This window comes from Nocardia ignorata NBRC 108230, assembly GCF_001612905.1.
Taxonomy (GTDB): Bacteria; Actinomycetota; Actinomycetes; order Mycobacteriales; family Mycobacteriaceae; genus Nocardia; species Nocardia ignorata.
In genome coordinates this window covers 131,223-151,047 of sequence record NZ_BDBI01000025.1, presented here as the reverse complement: position 1 = coordinate 151,047, position 19,825 = coordinate 131,223, and the positions used below count along the sequence as shown (strand labels likewise).

Annotated in this window: 14 protein-coding genes and 1 pseudogene; 4 read left to right on the top strand and 11 right to left on the bottom strand. The window is 69.1% G+C overall.

Annotated features, from left to right (window positions below; genetic code table 11):
• Nucleotides 1-55: 55 nt before the first annotated feature.
• Together ilvN and NI2_RS21215 are read right to left on the bottom strand one after the other, a co-directional pair.
• Nucleotides 56-559, bottom strand: a complete 504-nt coding sequence (gene ilvN / locus NI2_RS21220; protein ID WP_067493262.1) for an acetolactate synthase small subunit — start codon at nt 557-559, stop codon at nt 56-58.
• Nucleotides 556-2,484 carry an acetolactate synthase large subunit gene (locus NI2_RS21215; protein WP_067493260.1) on the bottom strand — a complete coding sequence of 643 codons (1,929 nt, stop codon included), beginning with the start codon at nt 2,482-2,484 and terminating at the stop codon, nt 556-558. Before NI2_RS21215 ends, ilvN begins: the two co-directional genes overlap by 4 nt.
• A gap of 304 nt (nt 2,485-2,788) precedes the next feature.
• Between NI2_RS21215 and NI2_RS21210 the strand changes: the two genes are divergently transcribed.
• Both NI2_RS21210 and ilvD read left to right on the top strand, forming a co-directional pair.
• Nucleotides 2,789-3,577 carry a PH domain-containing protein gene (locus NI2_RS21210; protein WP_243749710.1) on the top strand — a complete coding sequence of 263 codons (789 nt, stop codon included), beginning with the start codon at nt 2,789-2,791 and terminating at the stop codon, nt 3,575-3,577.
• Nucleotides 3,578-3,954: 377 nt separating this feature from the next.
• Nucleotides 3,955-5,796 (top strand): dihydroxy-acid dehydratase, encoded by a 1,842-nt coding sequence (gene ilvD, locus NI2_RS21205; RefSeq protein WP_067493257.1) that lies wholly within the window; start codon nt 3,955-3,957, stop codon nt 5,794-5,796.
• Nucleotides 5,797-5,852: 56 nt separating this feature from the next.
• Here ilvD and NI2_RS21200 read toward each other — a convergent pair whose 3' ends face one another.
• Nucleotides 5,853-7,472: a DHA2 family efflux MFS transporter permease subunit gene (locus NI2_RS21200; protein ID WP_067493255.1), complete on the bottom strand. Its 1,620-nt coding sequence runs from the start codon at nt 7,470-7,472 to the stop codon at nt 5,853-5,855.
• Nucleotides 7,473-7,559: 87 nt separating this feature from the next.
• On the opposite strand from NI2_RS21200, the gene NI2_RS21195 reads away from it, so the two are divergent.
• Entirely contained in the window at nt 7,560-8,066 is a 507-nt protein-coding gene (locus NI2_RS21195; protein ID WP_067493253.1) for a MarR family winged helix-turn-helix transcriptional regulator, read from the top strand.
• 98 nt (nt 8,067-8,164) lie between these two features.
• On the opposite strand, the gene NI2_RS21190 is transcribed toward NI2_RS21195, so the two are convergent.
• Nucleotides 8,165-9,001 carry a DoxX family protein gene (locus NI2_RS21190; protein WP_067493251.1) on the bottom strand — a complete coding sequence of 279 codons (837 nt, stop codon included), beginning with the start codon at nt 8,999-9,001 and terminating at the stop codon, nt 8,165-8,167.
• 90 nt (nt 9,002-9,091) lie between these two features.
• Here NI2_RS21190 and NI2_RS21185 point away from each other — a divergent pair, with 90 nt between their 5' ends.
• On the top strand, nt 9,092-10,213 hold the full coding sequence (locus NI2_RS21185) for a PQQ-dependent sugar dehydrogenase (RefSeq protein ID WP_067493249.1): 1,122 nt from the start codon (nt 9,092-9,094) through the stop codon (nt 10,211-10,213).
• A 71-nt stretch (nt 10,214-10,284) separates the two neighbouring features.
• Here the strand turns inward: NI2_RS21185 and gatB are convergent, their stop codons facing one another.
• The 7 genes and pseudogenes from gatB to NI2_RS35850 form a co-directional block, all read right to left on the bottom strand.
• Nucleotides 10,285-11,790 (bottom strand): Asp-tRNA(Asn)/Glu-tRNA(Gln) amidotransferase subunit GatB, encoded by a 1,506-nt coding sequence (gatB, locus tag NI2_RS21180; RefSeq protein WP_067493247.1) that lies wholly within the window; start codon nt 11,788-11,790, stop codon nt 10,285-10,287.
• A 44-nt stretch (nt 11,791-11,834) separates the two neighbouring features.
• A complete protein-coding gene (locus tag NI2_RS21175; protein ID WP_067493245.1) occupies nt 11,835-13,214 on the bottom strand; it encodes an alpha/beta hydrolase family protein in 1,380 nt (459 codons plus the stop codon).
• A gap of 57 nt (nt 13,215-13,271) precedes the next feature.
• On the bottom strand, nt 13,272-14,306 hold the full coding sequence (locus NI2_RS21170) for an ATP-dependent 6-phosphofructokinase (RefSeq protein WP_067493464.1): 1,035 nt from the start codon (nt 14,304-14,306) through the stop codon (nt 13,272-13,274).
• A 28-nt stretch (nt 14,307-14,334) separates the two neighbouring features.
• Complete coding sequence (locus NI2_RS21165) at nt 14,335-15,222, bottom strand: LPS-assembly lipoprotein LptE (RefSeq protein WP_067493462.1); 888 nt, start codon at nt 15,220-15,222, stop codon at nt 14,335-14,337.
• A 109-nt stretch (nt 15,223-15,331) separates the two neighbouring features.
• Nucleotides 15,332-16,141: a formate dehydrogenase accessory sulfurtransferase FdhD gene (gene fdhD, locus NI2_RS21160; RefSeq protein ID WP_067493243.1), complete on the bottom strand. Its 810-nt coding sequence runs from the start codon at nt 16,139-16,141 to the stop codon at nt 15,332-15,334.
• A gap of 72 nt (nt 16,142-16,213) precedes the next feature.
• Nucleotides 16,214-16,384: a hypothetical protein gene (locus NI2_RS34505; protein ID WP_166655716.1), complete on the bottom strand. Its 171-nt coding sequence runs from the start codon at nt 16,382-16,384 to the stop codon at nt 16,214-16,216.
• A 2,597-nt stretch (nt 16,385-18,981) separates the two neighbouring features.
• A pseudogene (locus tag NI2_RS35850) lies at nt 18,982-19,812 on the bottom strand (serine/threonine-protein kinase); the annotation flags it as partial.
• Between the last annotated feature and the right edge of the window lie 13 nt (nt 19,813-19,825).

The following is a 19,825-nucleotide window of genomic DNA, read 5'->3' as shown; positions in this document are numbered from 1 at the left end:
TGGTCCCTTCTGATGATGGTTAAGAAAAGTTATCGCGGAGGTCGCTGAGGTCGGCTCAGCGGGTCGCGGTGATGGACTTGGGACCGCGGCCGACGGCCACGACACCGGACTGAACGATCTCGCGAATCCCGTACGGCTCGACCATGCGCAGCAGCGCGTCGAGCTTGGAACGGGTGCCGGTCGCCTCGATGGTGAGCGCGTCGGGCGACACGTCGATCACCTTGGCGCGGAACAACTGCACGGCCTCGATCACCTGCGTGCGCACCGAGGCGTCGGCGCGCACCTTCACCAGGATCAGCTCGCGGGCCACCGACGCGTCGGCGTCCTGCTCCACGATCTTGATGACGTTGACCAGCTTGTTGAGTTGCTTGGTGACCTGCTCGAGCGGCAGATCGTCGACGGTGACGACGATCGTCATGCGCGAGATCTCGGGAATCTCGGTGCCGCCCACGGCCAGAGACTCGATGTTGAAGCCGCGGCGCGAGAACAGGCTCGCGACACGCGCCAGCACGCCCGGCTTGTCCTCGACGAGAACGCTCAGCGTGTGGGTCGTACTCATGCTTCGGTGCCCTTCTCGAATGCGCCCTGCTCACGTTCCATCGCCTCGTGGATGACGGCGGGTTCGGAGACCTGCTCGTCGTCGTCGAACAGCGGGCGGATACCGCGGGCGAACATGATCTCGTCGTTGCTGGTACCCGCGGCGACCATCGGCCACACCTGGGCGTCCTTGCCGACGATGAAGTCGATCACGACCGGCCGGTCGGTGATGGCCTGCGCCTGGCGGATGGCGTCCTCGACCTCGTCTTCCTTTTCCACGCGGATGCCGACGCAACCCAGCGCCTCGGCCAGCTTGACGAAGTCGGGGATGCGCAGGGTGTGCGTGCCGAGATCGGTGTTGGAGTAGCGCTGTTCGTAGAACAGCGTCTGCCACTGGCGGACCATGCCGAGGTTGCCGTTGTTGATGAGCGCGACCTTGATCGGCACACCCTCCACCGCGCAGGTGGCCAGCTCCTGGTTGGTCATCTGGAAGCAGCCGTCACCGTCGACCGCCCAGACCTCCTTCTCCGGAGCACCCATCTTGGCGCCCATGGCGGCGGGCACCGCGTAACCCATGGTGCCAAGGCCACCGGAGTTGAGCCAGGTGCGCGGCTTCTCGTACTTGACGAACTGCGCGGCCCACATCTGGTGCTGGCCGACACCGGCGCAGTACACCGCGTCGGGTCCGGCCAGGCGACCGAGGGTCTCGATGACGTATTCCGGCGACAGCGAACCGTCGCTCGGGGTCTTCCAGCCCAGCGGGTAGTTGTCGCGGATGTCGCTGAGGTAGGCCCACCACTCGGTGAGGTTCAGCAGCGGCGCCGCACCGGACTGCGGGTCGGCCTTGAGGGTCTCGATGAGCTCGATGACGACCTCGCGCGCGTCACCGACGATCGGGACGTCGGCGTGGCGGTTCTTGCCGATCTCGGCCGGGTCGATGTCGGCGTGGATGACCTTCGCGTCGGGCGCGAAGGAGTCCAGCTGACCGGTGACGCGGTCGTCGAAGCGGGCGCCGAGGGTGATCAGCAGGTCCGACTTCTGCAGCGCGGCAACAGCACCGACGGTGCCGTGCATGCCGGGCATGCCCATGTTCAGCGTGTGGCTGTCGGGGAACGCGCCACGCGCCATCAGGGTGGTGACCACCGGGATGCCGGTCAGTTCGGCGAGTTCGAGCAGTTCGGCCGAGGCGTCGGACTTGATGACACCGCCGCCCACATACAGCACGGGCTGCTTGGACTCGAGGATCATCCGGGCCGCTTCGCGCACCTGCTTGCCGTGCGGCTTGGTGACCGGACGGTAGCCGGGCAGACGCATCTCCGGCGGCCACGAGAACGTGGTCTGGGCCTGCAGGGCGTCCTTGGTGATGTCGACGAGCACCGCGCCCGGACGGCCGGAGGAGGCCAGGTAGAACGCCTCGGCCAGGATGCGCGGGATGTCGGCGGGATCCTTCACCAGGAAGTTGTGCTTGGTGATCGGCATGGTGATGCCGGAGATGTCGGCTTCCTGGAAGGCGTCGGTGCCGACCAGGCTCGACGGCACCTGGCCGGTGATCGCCACGATCGGGACCGAGTCCATCTGGGCGTCGGCCAGCGGGGTCACCAGGTTGGTCGCGCCGGGGCCGGATGTGGCCATACACACACCGACCTTGCCGGAGGCCTGCGCGTAACCGGTCGCCGCGTGACCGGCGCCCTGCTCGTGGCGCACCAGCACGTGGCGGACCTTCTTGGAGTCGAAGAGCGGGTCGTAGACGGGAAGGACCGCACCGCCCGGAATGCCGAATACGGTGTCGACGTCGAGCTCTTCGAGGGACCGGACCACCGACTGCGCGCCGGTGACGCGCTCGGGCGCGACCTGGCGACGGGCGGGGGTGGTCGCCGGGTTAGCGGCTCCCGTTGAAGGCGCTGACCTGCGGGCCGATGGCCCGGGTCGTGCGGTAGGTGCACTCACCGTCTTCGTTCCTAACTGTGTTGTTCTGACTCCGGACTGGCGCGGAATTCGCCGGAACACAAAAAAGCCCCCGATCAGCGCATGGCTGTTCGAGGGTGGCGCGTCGCAACGCGAGCTGACGTATTCGACTCAGGCAGTCAGGCTCAACGCTGGACGCGCCGGCCGAGTACGAGCTCGCTTCGATTCACGGCTACGACGTTATTCGTGTGTGAACCGATGAGTCAAACAGGCTACCTTTCGTGTCCCATTATGTGGGACGCGAGTGGTTGCGTGGGTCCGTATACCGAGATGCGAGGATGGTGGGGTGTCATCACCGCATCAGTCCGTGCCACCGGCTAAATCGTCCCACACCGCCGACGAGACGACCGCGACGGGTCGGCCCGCGCGACCCGGTGGCCTGCGCGCCGCCGGTCCCGGCAGGCTCGCGGCCATCGCCGCGGTGGTACTGGCGTACCTGATCTTCGTCGTCGTCGGCACCGCGCAGGACTGGTCGCTCGGGCTGCGGATCGGGCTGATCGTGCCCACCGCGGTCGTCGTGTGGTTGCTGATTCCACGCAGAGAGAGCGGGCCGACGCCGGGCGTGCACGTGATCGGCGTGCCGAGGCTCGCCTACATCGGCGTGCTCGTGCTGGCGTTCTGCGTGTTCTTCGCGTTCGTCGGCTGGCCGATCGCCCTGTGGTGGCTGCTGCTGGCGCCGGTGATCGCGGTGTGGTGGGTGACGCGCACGCACACAACGGTTTCCGACGCGGGGCTCGACCTCTCCACGATGGTCTCCTCGAAGCACCTCGACTGGGCACAGGTCAAGGGCATCAGCATCCCGAAGCGTGGTTACATCCGGGCCCGGCTCGCCGACGACTCCGAGGTGAAGCTGCCCGCCGTCGGTTACGACCGGCTGCGTGAGCTGATCGAGGCATCCGAGGGCCGGTTGCCCGATGTCTTCGCGGCGGCCGAGGCGGCCGAGGCCGAGCGTCTCGCCGCTGAGCGCGCGCAGGCCGACGCGTCGACCGACGCCGATGCCGACGCGCCGGAAGCACCCACCGGCGAGACCGACACGCACTCCGGCGAGAACGGGGAACCCGGCACCACACGGTGACCACCTCGACCCCGGCCCGACGCCCTGACCCGGGCGCCGCGGAATGCCGAGCCACTCGGCACATCAGCGCCGAGGGCTACGCACCGCCGAGCGCACTGTGGGAATCCACACGATGCCGCACAGAGTGGCACCGGTAAGCTGACGGCACCGGGCACCCTCGCGCCGACGGCACCACCGCGGCGACACCCTCCGGAGCGACACTCCCGCCTCGAGCCCGGTTCCCCACCCCTGCACCGACGACCGGCGCGACGCGACCACCGCCCGCCGGAGTAACGTGCAGGGTTGCCGGACGCACCGCGCCCGCGCTCTGTGCCGCGCAGGTCAGCCCCCTGCGCGCCCGCCGCGAGCGCACCCAGCGACATTTGACGAGGACTTCCATGCCACCGCTTCGCTCACGCACCACCACCATCGGCCGCAATGCCGCGGGCGCTCGTTCGCTCTGGCGCGCGACCGGCATGACCGACTCCGATTTCGGCAAGCCGATCATCGCGATCGCGAATTCCTACACCCAGTTCGTGCCCGGCCACGTGCACCTGAAGAACATGGGCGACATCGTGGCCGAGGCGGTCCGCGCCGCCGGTGGTGTGCCGCGCGAATTCCACACCATCGCCGTCGACGACGGTATCGCCATGGGCCACGGCGGCATGCTCTACTCGCTGCCCTCGCGTGAGATCATCGCCGACTCGGTCGAGTACATGGCCAATGCGCACACCGCCGACGCGCTGGTGTGTATCTCCAACTGCGACAAGATCACTCCCGGCATGCTCAACGCCGCGATGCGCCTCAACATCCCCGCCGTGTTCGTCTCCGGTGGACCGATGGAGGCCGGTAAGGCCGTGGTCGTCGACGGCGTGGCGCACGCACCGCTCGACCTGGTGAGCGCGATCTCGGCGAGCGCGAGCCAGGCGGTGTCCGACGAAGGCCTCGACGAGGTCGAGCGGTCCGCTTGCCCCACCTGTGGTTCGTGTTCGGGCATGTTCACCGCGAACTCGATGAACTGCCTCACCGAGGCGCTCGGCCTCGCACTGCCCGGCAACGGTTCCACTCTCGCGACGCACGCGGCGCGCCGGGCGCTGTTCGAGCGGGCGGGCACCGTCATCGTCGATATCGCCAAGCGCTGGTACCAGGACGACGACGCCTCGGTGCTGCCCCGAAACGTCGCCAACGCCAAGGCCTTCCGCAACGCGATGGCCCTGGACGTGGCGATGGGCGGTTCCACCAACACGGTGCTGCACACTCTCGCCGCCGCTCAGGAAGGCGAGATCGACTTCGATCTGCAGACCATCGACGAGATCAGCCGCCGGGTGCCGTGTCTGTCGAAGGTGTCGCCCAACTCCGACTACCACATGGAAGATGTGCACCGCGCCGGCGGCATCCCCGCCATCCTCGGTGAGCTGCGCCGCGGCGGCCTGCTCGAACTCGACGTCACCACCGTGCACACCGCGAGCTACGAGGAATTCCTCGACACTTGGGACATCCGCTCCGGCAAGGCTTCCGAGGAGGCCCTCGAGCTGTTCCACGCCGCCCCCGGCGGGGTGCGCACGGTGGAACCGTTCTCCACCAGCAACCGCTGGTCCTCGCTCGACACCGATGCCGCCGGTGGCTGCATCCGCGACATCGAGCACGCCTACACGGTCGAAGGCGGGCTGTGCGTGCTGCGCGGCAACATCGCTCCCGACGGTGCCATCCTCAAGACCGCGGGCATCGACGAGGAACTGTTCACCTTCGAGGGCCCGGCCGTCGTGGTCGAGTCGCAGGAGGAGGCGGTATCGATGATCCTCGGCAAGAAGATCCAGCCCGGCGACGTGGTCGTGGTGCGCTACGAGGGCCCGGCCGGTGGTCCCGGCATGCAGGAAATGCTGCACCCCACCTCGTTCCTCAAGGGCCTCGGCTTGGGCAAGGTGTGCGCGCTGATCACCGACGGCCGCTTCTCCGGCGGCACCTCGGGCCTGTCGATCGGTCACGTCTCCCCCGAGGCCGCCTCCGGCGGTGTCATCGGCCTGATCGAGAACGGCGACCGCATCCGCATCGACGTCCACACCCGTGCCCTCGAGGTGCTGGTGTCCGACGAGGTGCTCGCCGAACGCCGCGCGAAGATGGAAGCCTCGGAGCGCCCGTGGCAGCCGGTGAACCGCGACCGCCCGGTCACCACCGCCCTGCGCGCGTACGCGGCGTTGGCCACCTCCGCCGACAAGGGCGCCGTCCGCCAGCTGCCGTAGTCGAAACAAGGTCCGGCCCCTCACAAACTCTGTGAGGGGCCGGACTCGTTTCTGCCCTAGGCGAGGGCGGGTTGTTTCGGTTCCGTCGACGACTCCTCGTCACGGCCGGTTCGAGCTGGGATCAGAGCGGTCGCGATCAGACCGAGCAGGACGAAGCCTGCCGCGAGATAGGCACCGATGTTGACACCGGCGGTCATTCCCGCGCGGCCCGCCTCGGCCACCGGTTGCGTATCGGGTTGGGCGGCAAAGCCTTCGATCGCCGCGCCCGCGCTGCCGGAGATGGCGTGGGCGTACTGCTCGGACTGGGCGGCTGGCATGCCCGTGGCGGTGAGGTCGTTGTCGACCTCGGTGGTCAGCGTGGTGAAGAAGACCGTGGTCAGCAGGGCGATGCCGAGGGCGGAACCGAGTTGGCGGAAGGCGCTCTGGATCCCGGAGGCCTGGCCGTTGTCGGCTTCGGGGATGTCGGCCAGCACGACATTGGTCACCTGGGCGGTGGCGAAACCGACGCCCACGCCGTACAGGCACAGCACCAGCGCCATCGACCACCACGAACTGTCGGTGGCGGCGAAGAAGCCGAGTGCGGCCAGGCCGACCACCTCGAGGGCCAGGCCGAGCCGGACCAGGTTCAGCGGGGAGGCCGATCCGGCCATTCCGAAGCTGGCACCGCTGGCGATGAAGCTGCCGATGGCGATCGGCACCAGGGCAAGACCGGCCTGCACCGCGCTGTAACCGAGGGTGAACTGCATCCACAGCGGCAGCACGGCGACGACGCCGAACTCACCGAGGCCGATGATCAGCGTGGCGATATTGCCGTTGCGGAACGAGGCGAGCGAGAACAGGCTCAGGTCCATCAGCGCCTTGTCGGCATTACCGCCGCGGCGCAACAGCACCTGCCTGGCGACGAACGCACCCAGCGCACACACACTCAGCACAAGCGCGACCAGCACGGGCGACGGCCCACTCGCCCAGGTGAATCCGCCGATCCCCATCGGGTGCACGGTGGTGATCCAGCCGTAGGTGCGGCCTTCGACGAGGCCGAAGGCGAGCAATCCGAGCCCGAGCACCGACAGGATCGAGCCGAGCACATCGAGGCGACCGACCACCTTCGGCGATGGTGCGATGCACGTCAGCACGCCGACCACGATCACCACCGCGAGCGGCACATTGATGCCGAAAGCCCAGCGCCACGACACATGTTCGGCCAGCCAGCCACCGAGCAGCGGTCCGAGCGCGGCCGCCGCGCCGATCGTCGAACCCCAGACCGCGAACGCCTGACCACGCGCTTTCCCGGTGAAAGTCGCGTTCAGCAGGGCCAGTGAGGTCGGCAGGATCATCGCTGCGCCCGCACCCTGCAGGAATCGGGCGATCACGAGCAGTCCACCGTCCGGTGCGAGCCCGGCCATGATGCTCGTCGCACCGAACACCACGACACCGGCGACGAACACCCGGCGCGCGCCGACCATGTCGGCGACGCGACCGACCACGAGCAGCAGCGCCGCGAACACGATCGCGTAGGACTCCTGAATCCATTGCGCCTCGGTCGAACCCGTGTCCAGGTCACCGATGATCGACGGGATGATCACGTTCACGATCGTGGTGTCGACCACGATCAGCGCTACGCCGAGGGCAATGGCGATCAAGCCGAGCCATCGGCGAAGAGACGACTCTTGACTCATCGCACACTCCTATTTCCATCATGGAATAATTCCATTGTCAAAGTAGATTGTGGGCAATAGGATGTCAAACCGATGCGAAAGGAACCTATGAGCCAGTCGGACGCTCGGGCGCAGTACGAACGAATCCACGAGGGTATGCGGGCCTACGGCGCGAGTTACCGCGAGCTCGCTCGCCGGTTCGCCACCTGGCTGGGCCTGCACTCGACCGACGCCGAGGCACTCATCGAGATCCTCACCGCCGAGGAACGCGGGACCACGCTGTCACCGGCGCGGCTCAGCGAACGAATCGCCTTGTCCAACAGCGCGACCACCGCACTACTGAACCGCCTGGAACAGACCGGTCATATCGTGCGCAGCCGCGAACACGACGACCGCCGCGTCATCACCCTGCGCAGCACCCCGCGCATCCACGCCCTCGCCAACGACTTCTTCGGCCCACTCGGCACGAAGGTCGAGGAATCGGTCATGGGTAAGTACTCCCCCGAGGAACTCCGCCGATTCGAGGCATTCCTGGCCGACATCCACGCCACGATGACCAACCACCTGTCCGAACCCGCACCCCCGCAACCACTGACTCGGCAAGAACATGGGTAACTCACCGGGTACCGGCTAACTCCCCAGAGCACCTACCCGCCAGCCGCGTCGAAACCAGACACCCACCCGAGTCCGGCCAGAATTCGCGGGGAGGCGGTTCAGAAGGGGCCTATGCCCTTCAGGGGGTTGCCGCCGTGGAGGAACCAGTAGGTGCCGATGGCGGCGGCGATCGCCAGCAGGACCACCACGAAGGAGCCGTAGGCGGGGCGGGTGGCCCAGCCTCGGGTGCGGTCGAGCGACCAGCGGCCCGGGCCGGTGAGGATGATCGCCAGCGCGGCGCCGGCGAGGATGGTGTCGATCTCCACGCCGGACTTGGTCGCCGCGTTGTACTGGAAGCCCGGGATCATGCCCTGCTTCCACATCCAGGCGTTCGAGATGGTCGCGAGGATGGCGCCCGCGGCGAGCGGGGTGGCCAGGCCGAGAACGAGCAGCACGCCGCCACCGAGTTCACCGGCGATCACCAGGGCGGTGGCCAGCGACGGGTGATCCCAGCCGCCACCGGCCATCATGTCCTTGGTTCCGTCGATGCCGGGGCCGTGGAACCAGCCGGTCAGCTTCTGCAGACCGTGGTAGATGAAGGTGCCGCCGACCACCAGGCGCAGCACGAACAGGCCGAAGTCGAGGGTGCCGCGCCGGGCCTCGCGGTTGCGGCGCTGCAGGCGGACCGAGTCCGCCGACGCGGCCGTCGCGGGCGGAATCGTCGCGTAGCCATAGTCGGTGTCGCCGGACTTGGCGCTGCTCGCCGTGGGAACCTCGTCGCCGGGATCCAGGCCGAGGTCCTCGTCGGTGCGCGGCACGTCCTTGGGGTCGGGCTTGCGCATCTGCGTGGTCGGCGAATCGAAGGGGCTGGTCACCGGCTGCCCCGCCGCGGAGGCGGACTCTCCGGCCCGCGCCGTCGCGTCGTCGGGGGAAGTGTCGTTCGACTTGTCGGTCACGGTCTCACCTTAGGACGTGGGATCGCGGTGCGCCGCCCTTCGCCGCATCAGGCGTGTCAGCCCCGCTCGACTGCCGGTAACGTCTGCACCATGAGTTCGGTATTCGCGGGCCGCGTGGCAGTCGGATTGGCGCTCGGCACGATTCTGGTCGCCGGGTGTGCCCGATTCGACGAGTCGGCGTCGAGCCCGTTCACCACCGAGCCGTCGATCGGCGGTGCCAACGCGGAACCGAAGCCGCCGCAGGACTCGCCCTCGCAGGCGCCGCGCCCGACCGGGCCGTGTATCGACCCCGATCCCAATGTCATCGGCACCTGCCTCGATTCGGCCGCCGGGCTGATCGCGGTGGGTGACGGCGCGCTGGTCGCCGAGCGCCGCACCGGTCGCATCCTGTCGGTGACCCCGGTCGACGCGAGCACTCCGCAGCCGCCGCCGGAGGAGGTCGCGGTGCTGCCCGTCGACGGGTCGGGCGACGGTGGCATCTCCGATATCACCTTGTCCCCGACCTTCTCCGAGGACGGGCTGATGTACGCCTACATCACCACCGGCAGCGACAACCGGGTGGTCCGCCTGTCCCGCGACGGCGCGCCGAAGGAGATCCTCACCGGAATCCCCAAGGGCGCCACCGGGAATCGCGGTGCGCTGGAATGGGCGACACCGAACCAGCTGCTGGTACTCACCGGCGACGCGGGCAACCCCGCCGCCGCGGCCGATCCCGGCTCGCTCGGGGGAAAACTGTTGCGGCTGGACTCACCGTCGTCGGGCGCGAACACTCCGCAGGTGGTCGCCTCGGGCATCGGCACCGCCGGTGACCTGTGCCGTGACGGCAAGGACGGCATGTGGGTCACCGACCGCACCGCCGCCGAGGACCGACTGCAGCATCTCGGCACCGACGGCACCCTCACCGTGTCGTGGACCTGGCCCGACCGCCCCGGCGTCGGCGGGTGCGCGGCGACCACCGATGGTGTGGCCGTCGCCCTCACCGAAGGAAAGGCGCTCGCCGCCGTCACCGCCGACATGACCACCTTCGCGGTCACCACGGCGCCCACCCTGATCGCCCAGGACAAGTACGGCAAGCTGCTCGGCGCCACGGGTGGCGCCGACGGCAGCGTGTGGGTGAGCACGGTCAACAAGACCGACGGCGCCCCAGGCGAATTCGACGACCGCGTCGTGCGCATCCCACCGCCCCAGGGCGGCGCGGGCGGCCCCGACTAGAGCTTCGGCGGTCGAAAGCCTGCCCAACCGTTCTCCCCGAACGGGCGAGAACAGTTGGGCTGCTTCGTTTCTCAGCTACAGGCCGCGATGACCAGGTCGCGGACGCGCGCGGCGTCGGCCTGGCCACGGGTGGCCTTCATGACATCACCGACGATCTTGCCCGCCGCCTGAACCTTGCCCGAACGGATCTTGTCGGCGATATCAGGGTTGGCGGCGAGGGCCTTTTCGACCTCGGCCTGCAGGGCGGTGTCGTCGCTGACCATGCCGAGACCCTTGGCCTCGACGATCTGGGCGGGTTCGCCCTCGCCGGCCAGCACGAAGTCGACGACCTGCTTGGCCACCTTGTTGTTCACCGTCTTCGCCTCGACCAGGGCGATGACCGCCGCCACCTGCGCGGGGGTGATCGGCAGGTCGACCAGGGCGACCTCGCGTTCCTTGGCCTTCTCGGTGAGGTAGGCGACCCACCAGGAGCGGGCCTCGTTGGCGGGGGCACCCGCCTCGACGGTGGCGATGATGAGGTCGAGGGCGCCCGCGTTCACCAGGTCGCGCATCACCTCGTCGGACAGGCCCCAATCGGCCTGGATGCGCGCGCGGACCAGCCACGGGTACTCGGGGATGGTGGCGCGCAGTTCCTCGATCCACTCGGCGGCCGGGGCGACGGGCTCGAGGTCGGGTTCGGGGAAGTAGCGGTAGTCCTCGGCCGTCTCCTTGCGGCGACCCGCCGAGGTCGACCCATCGGCCTCGTTGAAGTGACGGGTCTCCTGCACGATCTCCCCGCCCGCGGTGAGCACGGCGGCCTGACGGCGCATCTCGTAGCGCACCGCCACCTCGACGCTCTTGAGCGAGTTCACGTTCTTGGTCTCGGTGCGGGTACCGAATTCCTTCGCGCCGATCGCCATCAGCGACACGTTGGCGTCGCAGCGCAGCGAGCCCTGTTCCATCTTCACGTCGGAGACGTTGAGCGAGCGCAGCACTTCGCGCAGCGCGGTGACATAGGCGCGGGCCACCTCGGGCGCGCGTTCGCCCGCACCGGTGATCGGCTTGGTGACGATCTCGATCAGCGGCACACCCGCCCGGTTGAAGTCGAGCAGCGAGTGGCTCGCGCCGTGGATGCGGCCGGTGGCACCGCCCACGTGCAGCGACTTGCCGGTGTCTTCTTCCATGTGGGCGCGCTCGATGTCGACGCGGAAGGTGCTGCCGTCGTCGAGCACCACGTCGAGGAAGCCGTCGGTGGCGATGGGCTCGTCGTACTGGCTGATCTGGTAGTTCTTCGGCTGGTCCGGGTAGAAGTAGTTCTTGCGCGCGAACCGGCCCCACGGGGTGATCGAACAGTTCAGCGCCAGGCCGATGCGGATGGCCGACTCGACGGCCTTCTCGTTCACGACCGGCAGCGAGCCGGGGAGCCCGAGGCACACCGGGCACACCTGGGTATTGGGTTCGGCGCCGAACTCGGTGGGGCAACCGCAGAACATCTTGGTCGCCGTGGACAACTCGACGTGGACCTCCATGCCGAGCACCGGCTCGTACCGGGAGATGACATCGGCGTAATCCATCAACTCGACCGTGGGTGCGCTCATGCCTAGCAGTCTATGTAAGCCGCTCACGGCGGCGGCCGGTGGTCCTAGCGCGGCGGGACACGGCGGGTGAGCCAGTCGGTGACGTAGGTGAGAACGGCCGGATCGATGGTGATTTCGATGCTCGAGTATTCGCTGGGGTTGCCGGTTTCGGTGGGCTGCATCAGGTGGTTGAGGCCGGGGAAGGTGTGCACCGTCGGGTCGGGCGCGCCCGCCAGCGCCTCGCGCATTGGCCCCTCGCTCTGGGCGGCGGGAACCTGCAGGTCCTTGCCGCCGAAGAAGGCGAGCACCGGCACGCGCAGCGCGCGCAGCGACGGTTGTGGGTCGAAGGTCATGAAGGAGGTCATGTAGGCGGTGTTGAACGAATCGACCGCTTCCTTCGGTGCGCGCTCGTTCTCGGGTAAGGACTCGTTGTGCTGCTGGGAGTACACCCGGGCGCCCTCGAGGTCACCGGCGCGCAGCATCGCGGTCCATTTCGTGAGGTAATCGACCTGCTGATCGATCTTGTCCTGTGGCGCGCCCGAGGCGGCCATGATGACTTTGTTCTGTTCGATCAGCACGTCGGCGCCCGGCACCGACGGGCCGGCCATCAGGATCGCGAACGCGATATCGCTTCCCGGCCTTGCCGCGACCAGCGGTGCGAGGTAGCCGCCCTCGCTGTGGCCGAACAGGCCGACCTTCGCGTCGTCGATCTCGGGCCGCTCGCGCAGGAACGCCACACCGGCCGCGGCGTCACCGGCGAGGGTGTCGTAGGTGGCGTCGTCGAGCTTGCCGCCGGTTCCGCCGACGCCGCGGTCGTCGGTGCGCAACACGGCGTAGCCCGCGCGGGTGAGGGTGTCGGCGAGCACCAGGAACGGGCGGTGCCCGAGCAGTTCCTCGTTGCGGTCCTGCGGGCCGCTGCCGGTGATCATCAGCACCGCCGGGAACGGGCCTGGCCCTTCGGGTTCGGTGAGCGTGCCCGCGATGGTGATGTCGCCGCTGCGATAGGTGACGTCCTCGCTGCGGTACGGGAACGGTGGCTTCGGGTCCTGCGGACGGGCGACGTTCTCGATCTTGCCGCGCCGCAGCGTGAGTGGCGCCGACTGGCCCGATTGCGTCCAGTCACCGGTGATCCGCTCCCCCTCGAGCTTGCCGCGGAACCGAGGGTCACCCGGGGCGTCGGCGAGCGCGAACTCGACCTTGTCCGGCTCGGCGACAACGTCTTTCAGCGGCGCGTCACGCAGACCCTGGATGGGGATGTCGAGGGTGGCCGAACCGTCCTCGGCGAAACTCACCCCGATCGGGATCGGCTGCCCCGGCACCTCGATCGCGCCGTTCCAGTTGCCGTGCACGGTGGTTTCCCCGGAATCCGGTGTGGACCCGGAGCATCCACCGACCAAGGCGGTGAGGACTGCAAGAACCGAAACGAACACTCGACCGGTGCGCATGGAACCACGGTACCGACGCCCACCGACAAGTCCACGCAACGCCTCGCCAGGCAGCCCTCAGCCGAAGAAGGCCTGCGCCTCGCTGAGCCGTTCGGCCGGAACCCGTTTGAGCTGCTTGGTCGCCTCCGACAGCGGGACCAGACCGATGGTCGTGCCGTGCAGGGCGACCATCATCCCGAAATGTCCGGCGTGCACGGCCTCTGCCGCGTGCACGCCGAAGCGGGTGGCCAGGATCCGGTCGTAGGGTGTTGGGCTACCGCCGCGCTGGACGTGGCCGAGCACCGTGGTGCGGACTTCTTTGCCGATCCGGCGCTCGATCTCGGATCCCAACTGCTGGGCGACACCGGTGAACCGCTCGTGTCCGAATTCGTCGATTCCGCCTTCCCGCAGCGTGAACCCGGAATCCGGTGCGGGGTGGGCACCTTCGGCGACGACACAGATGAAGCTCTTCTCGCCGCGCTGGAAGCGGGACTTGATCATCGCGCACACCTGCGCGACGTCGAAGGGTTCCTCGGGCACCAGCGTCAGGTGCGCGCCCGCGGCGATGCCGGAGTTCAGCGCGATCCAGCCCGCGTGCCGTCCCATCACCTCGACGAGCATCACCCGCTGATGCGATTCGGCGGTGGTGTGCAGGCGGTCGATGGCCTCGGTGGCGATCGACAGCGCCGTGTCGTGGCCGAAGGTGACATCGGTGCAGTCGATGTCGTTGTCGATGGTCTTGGGCACGCCGACCACCGGCACACCCTCCTCGGCCAGCCAGCTGGCCGCGGTGAGGGTGCCTTCGCCGCCGATCGGGATCAGGGCCTCGATGCCGTTGTCGTCGAGGGTCTGCTGGATGCGTGGCAGCCCGGCGCGCAGGACGTCGGGATTGGTGCGTGCGGTACCGAGCATGGTGCCGCCCTTGGTGAGCAGCCGGTCGGTGCGGTCGTCGTTGTGGATGCGGATCTTGCGGTCCTCGAGTAGGCCGCGCCAACCGTCCTGGAATCCGACGATCGCGTCGCCGTAGCGGCCGTTCGCGGTTCGGACCACCGCCCGGATCACCGCGTTCAGCCCTGGACAGTCTCCGCCTCCGGTCAAGACTCCGATGCGCATGGCGTTCATCTTGCCCCACCAGCGCGGATCAGGGGCAGTGGCCTCCGGCGAGCTCGTCGAGGTGGCCCGAGAGCAGGGTCGCCATCTTGTCGAGCATGGTCATACCGTCGGCGAAAGCGCCCGAATCGGGTTTGGCCGCAAAGGCAACCGCGATGCGGCCCGAGGGCGAATCGATCAGCCCGAACTGACGGACCAGGTACTTTCCGGACGTATCCGGCCCCCACCCGCCCTTGAACTCGGCGCTGGTGAATGCCCCGAGGCCCCAGCGGTGGCTGACGACGATCTGCTGCATCAAACCGACCACCCGCTCACTCTGCGGCAGGCACGGCAGTTGGGCGGCGAACCGGACCTGATCGGCCAGCGCCCACTCGGCCTGGCCGTAGATGGAGGCGTCCGAGCGGGTACGCACGGTCGGCACGGTGGTCGTGGCGTCGCCGCCCTCGCGCAGGACCCCTTCCACCGCGGCGGCCGCGTCGGCGTTGTCGCCGAAGGTCGACCACAGCGCGTCGGCGGCGGCGTTGTCGGAGGCGGTGATGGCGGCGTTCACCGACGAGTTGTAGGCGCTGCTGCGACGCGAGACCGCGATGGCGAGCGGCACCTTGATCGTCGACCAGGCCGGGCCGGTCGTCCAGTCGCCGAAGGTGACCATCTTGGTCCCGGCGACCGGCATGATCGCCATCCCCACACTGCCACGCAAACCGCGTTGCAGATCGGCGAAGTCGGCGGCCAGGCTGCCGGGCACCGCGACGGAGACCTCGGCTGTCACCGGGCCGCCCGGCAAGGTGGCCGGGCTCTTCGTGGTGACCTGCGGTGCGGCGGGGCTGCTGTCGGAACCACAGCCCGCGGTGACCAATACGGCAACGCCCAGCAGTGCTGACAGCGCCACCCGTATCGGGTGGCGTCGGTTGTTCGTCATGATGTGAAGCATTTTCGTTTGTGAACTCCCCCGGGCTTTCGGTGCTGGGTAGCCGTGTCCGACACCGTACTGGGCTGTATGGCCCAACGCCCACTTCGTCCGTAAACCGTCAGGTCACACGGTTTTCACCCGAGTAGATGTTCATCGATTCGCCACGTACGAATCCCAGTAACGTCGATCCGGACTCCACGGCGAGGTCGACGGCGAGGGCACTCGGCGCCGATACCGCGGCCAGAATCGGGATGCCCGCCATCACGGCCTTCTGGACCAGTTCGAAGGAGGCCCGGCTGCTCACCACGAGCACCAGGTCGTGCGCGGGGATCCGGTTCTCCCGCAACGCCCAGCCGATCACCTTGTCGACGGCGTTGTGCCTGCCGATGTCCTCGCGCAGGGCGAGCAGGGTGCCGTCGGTGGCGAACAGGCCCGCCGCGTGCAGACCGCCGGTGGCGTCGAAGAGTTTCTGCCCTTCGCGCAGCAGGCCGGGCATCCGCGTCAGCACCTCGGTCCCGACGGCCGGGACCGAGGGCGGCAGCGGGAAGCGGGTGTGGGTGCGGACCTCGTCGAGGGCGCTCTTGCCGCACAGGCCGCAGCCGCCGGTGGTGACGAGGTTGCGCGGATGCAGCGGCACGGGATCGCGCAGCCGCACGTCGAGCACGTTGTAGGTGTTGCGGCCCTCGCTGTCGGCGCCCGCGCAGTAGCGGGCGGTGACGATGTCGTCGGCGGTGCCGATGATGTTCTCACCGAGCAGGAAGCCGTGCACCAGGTCGATGTCGTTGCCCGGTGTCCGCATGGTGACCGAGAGCGACTGCCCGTCGACCCTGATCTCGAGTGGTTCCTCGACCGCGAGGGTGTCGGGGCGCTCGACCCGCCCGGCCGGTGACAGCCGGACGGTCTTGCGTCGTGCGGTGACTCTGCTCATCAGGTGTGCCGATCAGTCGGTGACGAGTGGTGCTCGTCGTCGCCGGAACGACGGTAGGCGAACCGGCCGGGTCTAGTCGTCTTCGTCGTCGGCGGCCTTGTTGCGTGCCCGCGCGATCTCGAGCGCCCGCTCGGCCGTCGCCTGGTCCGGGTACGGCCCCATCCGGTCGCCGTACCAGCAGGACTTGCCCTGCTCGGCCTTGTGATGCTTGAGGCAGTAGTACCACTGGTCGTCATCAGCCATACCGACAGTATGCAACGATTCGCATATCTGCGTCCGCAGGTCGGCGCGGCGTGGTGCCAAGCCGGTGGTCAGTACACGTAGACGACCGCGTTCTCGCCGCCGGTGCAGGTGACGAGCTTGCCCTCCGGCGCGCAGGTCATCGTGTAGGTGCGTCCGGTCACCGGGCTGGTCGCCACCACCTCGCGGGCACCGCTCGCGCTGCCGCCACCCGCGTACGCCTCGCGGACCGCCTGCGCGAACGGGCAGCTGGTGACGGTGTTGCCGACCGCCGCCTTGCTGAAACTGCCACTGCCCGAACCGGAATCGCACGGTTGCGCCCCCGCGGGCAGGGTGACCGGGCCGGCCGAGGTGGTCGGTGCGGCGGTGGTCGCCCGTGGTGCGGTGGTGCCGGTCGGTCCGGCGGGCACCAGCGAGGTGGACGGCGCGCCCGCGGTGTCGGTGGAGTCGGTGGCCGCCATCAGCCGCCAGCCGATGGCCCCGCCGATGGCGACGACGATGACGGCGAGCACGCCGACGAGGATCGGCAGCAGCATGGATCGGCGGTTCGAGTCCTGTTGGGACCAGGCGGGTTCCGGGGCGTAGGCCGGTTCGGGACCGTAGGGGCTGTCGTTGTCGCGGTAGGCGTGGTCGCCGTAGGCCTGCTGGTCGTCGTACTGGGAGTAGGCGGCCTGATCGTTGTACGGATTCGCCGGGTCGACAGCATTGTGCGCACCGAACGGCGCTGCGCCACCACGGTATTGGTGGGTGGGCTGGGAACGCTGTGGGTCCGGGTCGTCGAAGCCGTAATGCTCCGTCGGCTGGGAGCGCTGTGGGTCCGGGCTGTCGAACCCGTAGTGCTCGGTCGGAGCGGAGCGGCGCGCCTCCGGGCCACCGGGGTAGTGCTCGGTGGGCGCGGAGCGTGGGGCGTCCGGGTAGTGCCGGGTCTGCGCGGACCGCTGGTCGCCGATGTCCGCGGGGTCGAATTGTTCGGTGGGCGGGCTGAATTGATCGTTCTGCCCGTAGTGCTCGGTCGGCGCCGACCGCCGATGCTCCGGACCGAACACCTCGGTGGGCGGGGCGAAGTGGTTGCCGCTGCCCGGCTGGGCCGGGTCTCGACGGTTATCGGGCCGATCTTTTCGCTGGTCGTCGGCGGACCGTGCGTCGTACTGCTCGGTCGGCGGACCGAAGGCATCGGGACGCCGCGAAGCCGAGTCCTCGTCGGCCGGGAACCGGTCACCACCGTCCGGACCGAACCGATCACCACCGTGCGCCGAACTCGCCTCCGCCGCATACGGACCGAACGGATTGGCTGCGCCAGCGGACCGGGAATCCGGTGCGTGACCAGGCCCCGGGAATCGCTCGTCGTCGAATTGCCCGGCAGCAGGGCCGAATCGATCCGCGTCGAACTTCTGAGTCGCGGGCGCGGGCGTGTTCGCGCCCGGTCGCGGCCCGAACGGCTGACCCGGACGTGGTTCCGGACCGTTCTCGGCACCGAAAGGTTCTGCGGGAGAGCCGAATCCGAGGCTGCGCGCGGGCAGGTCGGTGCCGGGCAGCGGGTTCGGTCCGGTGCCACCGGGGACCGGCGGGGAGACCAGCCGGGCGGGTGGAGCCGGACGGTCACCCGGGTTCTGACGGGAACCGAAATCAGCGGGCGGCTGCCCACCCGGCGCCGGGTACTCTCCGGAGTAGCGCTGGGTCGGGGCACTGCGTGGCGGCACCAGCGGGCCACGCTGGGCGTCGGCGGGACCACCGAATTGCGGCACGGGCGAGGAGGTTTCGCCGGGACGACCGCCGCCGTATGCCGGACCGCCGGGGTGCGAGCCGCCGGGTTGCGGGACAGGCGAGGAAGTTTCGCCTGGCAGACCACCGCCATACGCGGGACCACCGGGATGAGAGCCCCTCGCGGCGCCGGGTTGCGGGACAGGCGAGGAAGTCTCGCCCGGCCGACCGACGCCGTACGCGAGGCCGCCGGGGTGCGGGGCGCTGGGTTGCGGGACTGGCGAGGAGGTTTCGCCTGCTTGGTTGTCGCCGTAGAGGTGGGCGTCGGGGAACGGGCGCATCCGTGGGAGGCCCTGGTCGGGGGTGTAGGTGGGAGGTGGTGCGGGGACGACCGGTTCGGGGGTGGCGTCGTCGGCCGGGAGAGGCGCGAAATAGGTGTCGGCTGGGTGGATTTCGGTGGGGCCGGTGGGCTGGATGACGGCGGGGATGGACACCTCGCCGCTGCCCTCGACCGGAACGCGGTGGAAGCCCGCGGTGTCGGTGCGTGCCTCGGGCGGGCGGATGATGAGCGTCGGCTGGGCGCCGGTCGCGGAGGTCTGGCTGCGGGAGGTCTCGATGCCGCCGGTCGCGGTCACCGCGCCGACCACCCGGAACTCCCCCGTCGGCGTCGGCTTGGGCTGCTCCTGCGCCTCGTCGTCCCGCTCGCGCGGCACGTTCGAGCCACGGCCCGTGCCTGGTCTTGCGGCGGCATCGGTGCCCCGCGCCCCGGTTCCGTGCGCGGCCGCAGCCGCACCACCGATGATTCCGCCTGCGGCATTACCGAATCCGGCCGCCGCGGGCACCCCGTGACCGGGTGCATTGACCGGCCCACGGCCGACGATCGGGGCCGATCCGGGTGCGCTGGCCAAGGCATGCCTGGCGGCCAGCGCCAGCGCACCGGCGCTCGGGTACCGCTCGGCGGGATCCTTCGCCATGCCGACTGCGATCACGTCGTCGAATGCGGCGGGCAATCCGGCGATCACGGTGCTCGGCCGCGGCGGTTCCTCGGTCAGGTGGGAGCGGATGAGCACGCTCATGCTGGCACTGGGGAAAGGGGATGCACCGGTGAGGCATTCGTGCAGCACACAGGCCAGCGAGTAGATGTCGGCGCGGTGCGAGATGGGGGCGGCGTCGAACCGTTCGGGCGCCATGTAGATGTAGGAGCCCATGGCCATGCCGGCCTGGGTGAGCGCGCTGTCGCCTTCGGTGTGGGCGATGCCGAAGTCGGCGAGGTAAGCGAAGTCGGCGGGGGTGACGAGGATGTTGGCCGGTTTCACGTCGCGGTGCACGAGCCCGCCCGCGTGCGCGGCGTCGAGGGCGGCGGCGATCTGTTCGACGACGGCGACCGCGCGTTCCGGGTGCAGCGGCCCCCCGGCGCGCAGCACGCTCCGCAGGTCGGTGCCGGGCACCAGCCGCATGTCGATGAACAGCACCCCGTCGATGACGCCCCAGTCGTGGATCGGGATGACGTGCGGTTCGGCCAGTTTCGCGGCGGCCTGGGATTCGCGCCGGAACCGGACCTGGTAGGCGGGGTCCTGGGCGAGTTCGGCGGCCAGCAACTTCAGGGCGACTACCCGGTCCTTGCCGGTGTCGTAGGCCTCGTAGACCTCCCCCATGCCGCCTTTGCCCAGCATCGACCGCAACTCGTACGGGCCGAATCTGCTCCCCGTCCGTGACCCAGGTGCCTGCACCGGTGTCCGCCTC